Genomic DNA, 8374 nt, shown 5'->3' with positions numbered 1-8374 from the left:
GACGAGGGCCCGCGCACCTATATCGAGCGCATCAACCTTCGCGGCAACACCCGCACGCGCGACTACGTCATCCGTCGCGAATTCGACATCTCCGAGGGCGATGCCTACAACCGCGCCCTGGTCGACCGTGCCGAGCGGCGCCTGAAGAACCTCGACTACTTCAAGAGCGTCAAGATCACGACGGAGCCCGGCTCGTCGAGCGACCGCGTGATCCTGCTCGTCGACATGGAAGAGAAATCGACCGGCGACTTCTCGGTCTCGGGCGGCTACTCCACGACCGACGGTGCGCTGGCCGAAGTCTCGATTTCCGAGCGCAACCTGCTCGGCCGCGGCCTGTTCGCCAAGGCGTCGGTGACTTACGGCCAATATGCGCGCGGTTACTCGCTGTCGTTCGTCGAGCCGTACCTGCTCGACTACCGCGTCGCGCTGGGCCTCGACCTCTATCAGCGCGAGCAGCTGTCCAACAGCTACATCTCCTACGGCACCAAGACGCTTGGCTTCTCGCCGCGCCTCGGCTTCTCCCTGCGTGAAGATCTGTCGCTGCAGCTGCGCTATTCGGTCTATCAGCAGGAAATCACGCTGCCGTCCTACCTGGCGAATTGTAACAACAATCTGGGTACCGCGGCATTCAACCCGAGCCCGGCCTTCGCCGCGTCGCAGACGCCGCCGATTGACCTGACTTCGACCAACGGCCTGGGCTGCTACAACGACGGCGAAGCCTCGCTGCCGGTGCGTAAGGAGCTTGCCAACGGCAAGACGCTGACCTCGGCGCTGGGCTACACGCTGACCTACAACACGCTGGACAACAACAAGAACCCGACCGACGGCCTGCTCATCGACTTCCGGCAGGACTTCGCCGGGGTTGGCGGCGACGTGTCCTACCTGAAGACCGCGGCGGACGGAAAGTATTACACCCCGCTGGTGTCGGACATCGTTGGCCTCGTCCATCTCCAGGGCGGTATCCTGACCAAGATGGGCGACGATCTGCGGATGCTCGACCACTTCCAGATGGGCCCGAACCTCGTCCGCGGCTTTTCCCCCAACGGCATCGGTCCGCGGGACCTCAATCCCTTCGGCACGCAGGACGCGCTCGGCGGCACCAAATACTGGGGTGCTTCGCTCGAATTGCAGATGCCGTTCTGGTTCCTGCCGAAGGAAGTGGGCCTGAAGGGTGCGGTCTATGCCGATGCCGGCGGCCTGTATGACTACAAGGGACCGACGAGCTGGTCGGTGACCAACGAAGCCAACGCGCCTGGCTGTATCCCGTCGACCGTCAATCCGTCCTCCACCGGAACCTGTACCGGTCTCGTGTATGACGACAGCAAGGTGATCCGTTCGTCGGTGGGTGTCGGCCTGATCTGGCAGTCGCCATTCGGTCCGCTGCGCTTCGACTACGCCGTGCCGCTCACCAAGGGCAAATACGACCGCACGCAGGAGTTCCGGTTCGGCGGCGGCACGAGCTTCTAATTCGAGCAGCAGGGCACGATCCGGATCGATGGAGCCGGTTTCCGAAGGGGTCGTGCCGATCCATGAGATGAGGCATGATGCGGCTTGACCGCTTCATGCCGAAGCCGGACCGCGACGGGGTGGAATGGCGCAGCCGACCTTCTTCACAAAACCGCCTGCCTCGGCGTTGGCAGACATTGCCACGCTGACCAAGGCCGAGCTGGTCGACCCCGCCAGGGGCGGCCAAATCATCACGGGCCTCGCTTCGCTCGACGAAGCGGGCCCGATGCATCTGGCGTTCTTCGACAACCTCAAATACGCCGATGAGCTCAAGACGACCAAGGCCGGCGCCTGCCTGGTCAGCCCGCGTTTCGAGGCCCAGGTGCCCGCGCATGTGGCCGTGCTGCGGGTGACGCAGCCGTTCCGCGCCTTCGTCCGGATCGCCCGCGAGTGGCATGGCGAGGCGCTGAGGCCGCAATCCTGGGTCGGCAACGACGGCATCGCGCCATCGGCGATCATCGACCCGACGGCGCGGCTCGAGGACGGCGTGATCGTCGATCCCCTGGCCGTGATCGGTCCGGACGTGGAGATCGGCAGCGGCACCGTCGTGGGTGCGGGGGCCGTGATCGGGCCCGGCGTCAAGATAGGCCGGGACTGCAATGTCGGCGCGCGTACCGCGATCCAATGCGCCCTGATCGGCAACAACGTGCTGATCCATCCCGGATGCTCGATCGGCCAGGACGGCTACGGCTTCATCTTCTTCGGCCCCGAGGGCCATCTGAAGGTGCCGCAGACCGGGCGGGTGCTGATCCAGAACGATGTCGAGGTCGGCGCCGGGACCACGATCGACCGCGGCAGCTTGCGCGACACCGTGATCGGCGAGGGGACGAAAATCGACAATCAGGTCCAGATCGGTCACAATGTCACGATCGGCAGGCACTGCCTGCTGGCGGCCCAGATCGGGCTCGCGGGCAGCCTGACCCTTGGCGACAACGTGGCACTCGGAGCGAAGGTCGGCATCAACAATCACCTCAAGATCGGCGATGGGGCCCAGGTGACCGCGATGAGCGGCGTCAAGGACGACATCCCGCCCAACGGACGTTGGGGCGGTTTTTTCGCCAAGCCGACCAAACAATGGTTCAAGGAGATTATCGCGGTGGAGCGCCTGGTACGCGACAGCAAGGCCGATCCGAAGGACGGGGGACGGGAATGACGGAGGAATCGCCTGTCAGGTTCGAGCTGGTGGACATCAACGCAATCCTCCAGACCCTGCCGCACCGCTTTCCGATGCTGCTGATCGACCGCGTGATCAACATCCGCGCCGATTACAGCGGCATCGGCATCAAGAACGTCACCTTCAACGAGCCGGCCTTCCAGGGGCACTTTCCCGAGCGGCCGGTCTATCCCGGTGTCATGATGATCGAGGCGATGGCGCAGACCGCGGGCGTGATCGGCATCAAGTCGGTCGAAGGCACCGAGAAGCCGCGCGCGGTGTACTTCCTCACCATCGACAAGTGCAAGTTCCGCAAACCCGTGCTGCCCGGCGATACCATCGAATATCACATGCGCTCGGTCGGCCGCCGCAAGGCGATGTGGTGGTTTCACGGCGATGCCAAGGTCAATGGGCAGGTCGTTGCGGAAGCCGACGTCGGTGCCATGCTGACCGATTGAGCGGGATCAGCTCCTGTGGGTGCGCTCGCGCGCCCCGCACGCATACCAGCGGCCTGCGACCTTGCTCTTGAAGTTCTGGTTGAAGAACTGGCCCATGGACGGTGCGCCAAGGAGACGCTCGACCGTATCTGACGTCACGCCGCAATAGCGGTCATAGGCGCCGTTGACCGCGACGACGAGGTCCTGCTGCGCGCGATCGTAACAGACCCGCTGAAGCACCGTGCTGCGGTTGATGTCGCGGCACTCGAATGTCCCGAGATCGACAAGGCCGCGTTCACCGGTCTCGACCGTCTCGGACACGATCGGTACGGTCGCAAGCTGTGCGAGCAGGATTGCCAGGGCTCTGACCACGATGACCTCAATCTCCACATGAAGGCGTTGAAGGACTGCGACGGCGGGCTCATCCGGTATCTGAAACAGGCCGATACGATACGTCACTGGACAGATCGGGCATAGTCGCGCTAACCACCAGAAAAGTGAGCGACTTCAACACATAATCAGACCTTCTTGATGAGTCAGATTGCTTGATGAGTAAGATTGATCCCACCGCACGGATCGAGGACGGCGCCGTGATCGGCGAGGGCACGGAGATCGGGCCCTTCTGCATCATCGGCCCGAATGTCGTGATCGGCGCGAACTGCAAGCTGATTGGACACGTGCACATTACGGCGCAGACCACGATCGGCGACGATTGCACCATCTTTCCTTTCGCCTCGCTCGGCACGCCGCCGCAGTCGCTCAGCTATCGTGGCGAGCTGACCAAGCTGAAGATCGGGTCGGGCTGCACCATCCGCGAATCCGTGACGATGAACGCCGGCACCGTCGCCGGCGGCGGCATTACCACGGTCGGCGACCGCGGCTATTTCATGAACTGCAGCCATGTCGGCCACGACTGCCATGTCGGCAACGACGTGATCTTCGCGACCTCGGCGACGCTCGGCGGCCACAGCGAGATCGGTGACTTCGTCTTCATCGGCGGCCTGTCCGCAGTCCACCAGTTCACCCGTATCGGTCCGCAGGTCATGGTCGGCGGCGTGTGCGGCGTGCGCGACGACGTCATTCCGTTCGGCCTGGTCAACGGCCAGTATGCTGCGCTCGAGGGCCTCAACCTGATCGGCATGAAGCGGCGCAAGTTCACCAAGCAGCGGCTTGCGACCGTGCGCGCGTTCTACCAGAAGCTCTTCCACGGTCCCGGCACCTTTGCCGAACGGCTGGAGACGGCGCGACCGCTCTCCGGCGAAGATCCGGCGATCGCCGAAATCCTCGACTTCATCGGCAAGGGCAAGCGCCCGCTCTGTCTTCCCGCCATCGCAAAGTGATCCTGGGATGGCCGCGGGAATGACATCGGCGGCTTCGGACATTTCATCGCCGGTCGGCGTGGTCGCCGGCGGCGGCGCGATGCCATTCGCGGTCGCCGAGTCGCTCGCCGCGCGCGGCATCACGCCGGTGCTGTTTCCGCTGCGCGGGGCCTGCGATCCTGCGCGGGTGGAGAAATTCCGCCATCGCTGGATCTCGGTCGGCCAGCTCGGCCGCGCCATGCGCCTGTTCCGCGAGGAAGGCTGCCGCGATCTGATCTTCATCGGCACCTTGGTACGGCCCTCGCTCTCGGAAGTCCGGTTCGACTTCACGACATTGCGGCTGCTCGGCAACGTCATCCGGGCCTTCCGCGGCGGCGACGATCATTTGTTGTCCGGCGTCGGGCGCATCCTCGAGGAGGGCGGGTTTCGCATGGTCGGCATCAAGGATGTCGCGCCCGATCTGCTGATGCCCGAGGGCTGCATCAGCCGCGCCTGGCCGAGCGATACCGGAAAGACCGACATCGCGCGCGGACGCGCGGTGCTGACCGCGCTCGGTCCGTTCGACATCGGCCAGGCCGCCGTCGTGATCGACGGCCATGTGGTGGCGGTCGAGGACATCGAGGGCACCGATGCGCTGCTCGCGCGCGTGGCACGCCTGCGCGAGGAGGGCCGCATCCGCGCCGCCGCCGGGCGGGGCGTGCTGGTGAAGGTTCCGAAGAGCGGGCAGGATTTGCGCTTCGACCTGCCGACCATCGGCCCGCGCACCCTCGAGGGTGTGGCCGCCGCCGGGCTGGCCGGCATCGCCGTCGTTGCCGGCAACACCATCGCCGCCGAGCCGCAGGCGATGATCGCGCTCGCCGATGCCAAATATCTCTTCGTCATCGGCCTGCCGGCGTGATGCAGAGCCGCGATCCCAAGCGGAAGATCTTTCTGATCGCGACGGAGGAATCCGGCGACCGGCTCGGTAGCGCGTTGATGAAGGTGCTGCGCCAGCGCCTCGGCGACGGCGTGCAGTTCGAGGGCGTCGGCGGCCGCACCATGGCGCGCGAGGGACTCGAATCGCTGTTTCCGATCGAGGAGCTGTCGATCGTCGGCTTCGCCGCGGTCGTGCAGCAACTGCCAAAAATTCTCCGGCTGATCCGCGAGACCGCGGAGGCCGTGCTGGAGGCCGCGCCCGACGCGCTCGTCATCATCGACAGTCCGGATTTCACCCATCGCGTCGCCCGCCGCGTGCGGGCGCGCAATCCCGCCATCCCGGTCGTCGATTATGTTTCTCCGCAGCTCTGGGCCTGGCGGCCGGGACGGGCGCGGACCATGCTCGGCTATGTGGATCATGTTCTCGGCCTGTTACCGTTCGAACCGGAGGAATACCGCAAGCTCGGCGGGCCGCCATGCAGCTATGTCGGCCATCCCCTGATCGAGCAATTGCCCTCGCTGCGTCCGAACGCGCAGGAACAGGCTCGCCGCGACGGCGAGCCGCCGGTTTTGCTGGTGCTGCCCGGCAGCCGCCGCAGCGAGATCAGGCACCATCTCGAGGTGTTCGGCGCCACGATCGGCCGGTTGCAGGCGGAACGCCGCCCCTTTGAGTTGATGCTGCCGACCATGCCGCATCTCGAAGCCACCATTCGCGAAGGCATCGCGGCCTGGCCGGTCAAGCCGCAGATCGTGGTTGGCGAAAGCGAGAAACGCGCCGCCTTCCGAATCGCGCGCGCGGCGCTGGCAAAATCCGGCACTGTCACGCTGGAGCTCGCGTTGTCGGGCATTCCGATGGTGACGGCCTATCGCGTCGGCGCCATCGAGGCCTTCATCCTGCGCCGTGCGATCCGCGTCTCCTCGGTGATCCTTGCCAACCTCGTGATCGGCGAGGAAGTGATTCCGGAGTATTTGCAGGAGGACTGCACGCCGGAGAAGCTCGCGCCGGCGCTGACGGATCTGCTCACGGACAGCGACATGCGCCGCCGGCAGGTCGAGGCCTTCGCGCGGCTCGACGCCATCATGTCCACCGGCGATCAATCGCCGAGCGTGCGCGCCGCCGACATTTTGCTCGCGACCATGCGCAAGGGCAGGCGGACGAGCTAGCCAAGTCCGCCATCGACCTGGAAGCACTGGCGCGTGATGCGCCGGCTTTCGTCGGATGCCAGGAACAACGCCATGTTTGCGATGTCCTCGGGCGTCACCGCATCGGGGATGGCCTGCCGCGTACGAATCTCGGCGATGACCTGCTCGTCCGGATACCACAGCCGGCGCTGACGTTCGGTGATCACCATGCCCGGCGCAATCGCGTTGACGCGGATGCGGTCGGGACCGACCAGCCGCGCCAGCGAGTTGGTGAAGCCGACGATCGCGGCCTTGGCCGCAGCGTAGACCGGCAGTGCCGGCGCGCCACGCATCCAGGCAATCGACGACATGTTGATGATCGAGCCGCCGCCGCGCGCCTGCATCTGTGGCACGACCGCCTGGGCCGCAAAGAACACGTGCTTGAGGTTGACGCCGACCATCCAGTCGAACTCGGCGGGCGTCACCTCGGCCAGCACCTGGCGTTGATCATTGGCAGCGTTGTTGACCAGGACTGCGGCATCGCCGAGCGATCCGTGCACCTTTCCCATCGCGGCGCGCAGGGCGTCGATGTCCAGGAGATCGCATGGCACGAACAACGGCGCGGAGGCGGATCCGGCCGCCACGTCCCGCGCCAGTGCCTCGCCGGCGCTCGCATCGACGTCGAGGAAGGCGACCCGGGCGCCCTGGGCCGCGAACGCCCGCACGAAGGCGGCTCCGATGCCGCTGGCGCCACCGGTAACCAACACCACGCGGTCGGCAAGGCTGGAATAGCTCGTCTGGGTCATGCGATCAGTCGCTCCGTCTCGGGGTCGAACAGGCAAATGCGCCGTGTATCGAGCGCAAAGGACGCGGTCGCCCCAGGCGCGGGGCGGATATCCGGCGTGATGCGCGCCAGCGCCGACTCGCCGCCGAGCCGCAGCAGCACGATCGTTTCGGCACCCGTCGGCTCGACCATCTCCACCGGCGCGCTGAGGACGACGGGCGCATCGCCGGGAAACACGCGGCTGCCTTCCGCGATGCATTCCGGCCTGATCCCGAACACCACCTCGCGGCCGACAAAGGGGATCGCCGCGTCGTATCCTTGCAAGCGGAGCCGAACCTCATCCGGCCGCCCCGCGCCGATCACGACCACCGGCCCACCGGCATCAGCCTCGAGCCGTGCCGGCATCGTGTTCATCGGCGGCGAACCCATGAAACGGGCAACGAACAGATTGGCCGGATAACGATACACCGTATCCGGATCGGCAAACTGCTGCACCACGCCCCGATGCATCACGGCGATGCGGGTTGCCATCGTCATCGCCTCGATCTGGTCGTGGGTGACATAGATGATGGTGGCGCCGATGCGCTGATGCAGCCGCTTGATCTCCATCCGCATCTCGACCCGCAGCTTGGCGTCGAGATTGGAGAGCGGCTCGTCGAACAGGAAGAGCAGGGGATCGCGCACCAGCGCGCGTCCCATCGCCACGCGCTGGCGCTGGCCGCCGGAGAGTTGCGACGGCTTGCGGCCGAGCAGGGGCTCGATCTGGAGCAGCTTGGCCACGTTCGCCAGCGCCTTCTCCTGCTCCGCCTTGGCTACGTGCCGGCATTCCATGCCGAAGGTGATGTTCTGTCGCACCGTCATCGACGGGTAGAGCGCGTAGGACTGGAACACCATGGCGATGTTGCGGTCCTTGGGCGGAACGTCATTGACCACGCGCCCGCCGATCTCGATCGTGCCGTCGCTCGCACGATCGAGCCCGGCGACGATGTTGAGCAGCGTGGACTTGCCGCATCCGGACGGTCCGACCAGCACGGTGAACTCGCCGCTCTCGATGTCGAGATCGATGCCCTTCAGCACCTCCAGATTGGCGTAACGCTTGGACAGGGCGCGAATGCTCAATGCTGCCATGACAAATCCA

9 protein-coding genes are annotated in these 8374 nt (G+C 65.6%); 6 read left to right on the top strand and 3 right to left on the bottom strand.

Features of this window, described 5'->3' with window-relative positions:
- The 3 genes from bamA to fabZ form a co-directional block, all read left to right on the top strand.
- The coding region (gene bamA, locus JQ572_RS33900; RefSeq protein WP_211387183.1) for an outer membrane protein assembly factor BamA at positions 1-1467 on the top strand (1467 nt) is incomplete at its 5' end.
- A 124-nt stretch (positions 1468-1591) separates the two neighbouring features.
- Positions 1592-2659: a UDP-3-O-(3-hydroxymyristoyl)glucosamine N-acyltransferase gene (gene lpxD, locus JQ572_RS33895; RefSeq protein WP_211387182.1), complete on the top strand. Its 1068-nt coding sequence runs from the start codon at positions 1592-1594 to the stop codon at positions 2657-2659.
- Positions 2656-3117 (top strand): 3-hydroxyacyl-ACP dehydratase FabZ, encoded by a 462-nt coding sequence (fabZ, locus tag JQ572_RS33890; RefSeq protein WP_211387181.1) that lies wholly within the window; start codon positions 2656-2658, stop codon positions 3115-3117. Before lpxD ends, fabZ begins: the two co-directional genes overlap by 4 nt.
- A 6-nt stretch (positions 3118-3123) precedes the next feature.
- Here fabZ and JQ572_RS33885 read toward each other — a convergent pair whose 3' ends face one another.
- Positions 3124-3468, bottom strand: coding sequence for a KTSC domain-containing protein (locus tag JQ572_RS33885; RefSeq protein WP_211387180.1), 345 nt, complete (start codon positions 3466-3468; stop codon positions 3124-3126).
- A 176-nt stretch (positions 3469-3644) separates the two neighbouring features.
- Here JQ572_RS33885 and lpxA point away from each other — a divergent pair, with 176 nt between their 5' ends.
- Genes lpxA through lpxB form a run of 3 tightly spaced genes read left to right on the top strand, consistent with a single transcriptional unit; the run spans position 3645 to position 6494 of the window.
- Positions 3645-4436 carry an acyl-ACP--UDP-N-acetylglucosamine O-acyltransferase gene (gene lpxA, locus JQ572_RS33880; protein ID WP_211387179.1) on the top strand — a complete coding sequence of 264 codons (792 nt, stop codon included), beginning with the start codon at positions 3645-3647 and terminating at the stop codon, positions 4434-4436.
- A gap of 19 nt (positions 4437-4455) precedes the next feature.
- On the top strand, positions 4456-5313 hold the full coding sequence (locus JQ572_RS33875; protein ID WP_211387178.1) for an LpxI family protein: 858 nt from the start codon (positions 4456-4458) through the stop codon (positions 5311-5313).
- Positions 5310-6494 carry a lipid-A-disaccharide synthase gene (lpxB, locus tag JQ572_RS33870; RefSeq protein WP_211387177.1) on the top strand — a complete coding sequence of 395 codons (1185 nt, stop codon included), beginning with the start codon at positions 5310-5312 and terminating at the stop codon, positions 6492-6494. Before JQ572_RS33875 ends, lpxB begins: the two co-directional genes overlap by 4 nt.
- Here the strand turns inward: lpxB and JQ572_RS33865 are convergent.
- Both JQ572_RS33865 and JQ572_RS33860 read right to left on the bottom strand, forming a co-directional pair.
- On the bottom strand, positions 6491-7258 hold the full coding sequence (locus JQ572_RS33865) for an SDR family NAD(P)-dependent oxidoreductase (RefSeq protein WP_211387176.1): 768 nt from the start codon (positions 7256-7258) through the stop codon (positions 6491-6493). The genes lpxB and JQ572_RS33865 overlap by 4 nt on opposite strands.
- Positions 7255-8364 (bottom strand): ABC transporter ATP-binding protein, encoded by a 1110-nt coding sequence (locus tag JQ572_RS33860; RefSeq protein WP_211387175.1) that lies wholly within the window; start codon positions 8362-8364, stop codon positions 7255-7257. Before JQ572_RS33860 ends, JQ572_RS33865 begins: the two co-directional genes overlap by 4 nt.
- Between the last annotated feature and the right edge of the window lie 10 nt (positions 8365-8374).

The organism is Bradyrhizobium sp. SZCCT0153 (genome assembly GCF_018129995.1).
GTDB classification, from domain to species: Bacteria; Pseudomonadota; Alphaproteobacteria; order Rhizobiales; family Xanthobacteraceae; genus Bradyrhizobium; species Bradyrhizobium japonicum_G.
The sequence above is the reverse complement of the archived record's forward strand: the minus strand, read 5'-3'. Positions and strand labels throughout refer to the sequence as shown.

What these genes read in the sequence shown, in the direction of transcription:
- lpxA (WP_211387179.1), top strand. Translation starts at nt 3,645, where the DNA reads ATGAGTAAGATTGATCCCACCGCACGGATCGAGGACGGCGCCGTGATC.
- lpxD (WP_211387182.1), top strand. Translation starts at nt 1,592, where the DNA reads ATGGCGCAGCCGACCTTCTTCACAAAACCGCCTGCCTCGGCGTTGGCA.
- fabZ (WP_211387181.1), top strand. Translation starts at nt 2,656, where the DNA reads ATGACGGAGGAATCGCCTGTCAGGTTCGAGCTGGTGGACATCAACGCA.
- JQ572_RS33875 (WP_211387178.1), top strand. Translation starts at nt 4,456, where the DNA reads ATGACATCGGCGGCTTCGGACATTTCATCGCCGGTCGGCGTGGTCGCC.
- JQ572_RS33865 (WP_211387176.1), bottom strand. Translation starts at nt 7,258, where the DNA reads ATGACCCAGACGAGCTATTCCAGCCTTGCCGACCGCGTGGTGTTGGTT.
- JQ572_RS33860 (WP_211387175.1), bottom strand. Translation starts at nt 8,364, where the DNA reads ATGGCAGCATTGAGCATTCGCGCCCTGTCCAAGCGTTACGCCAATCTG.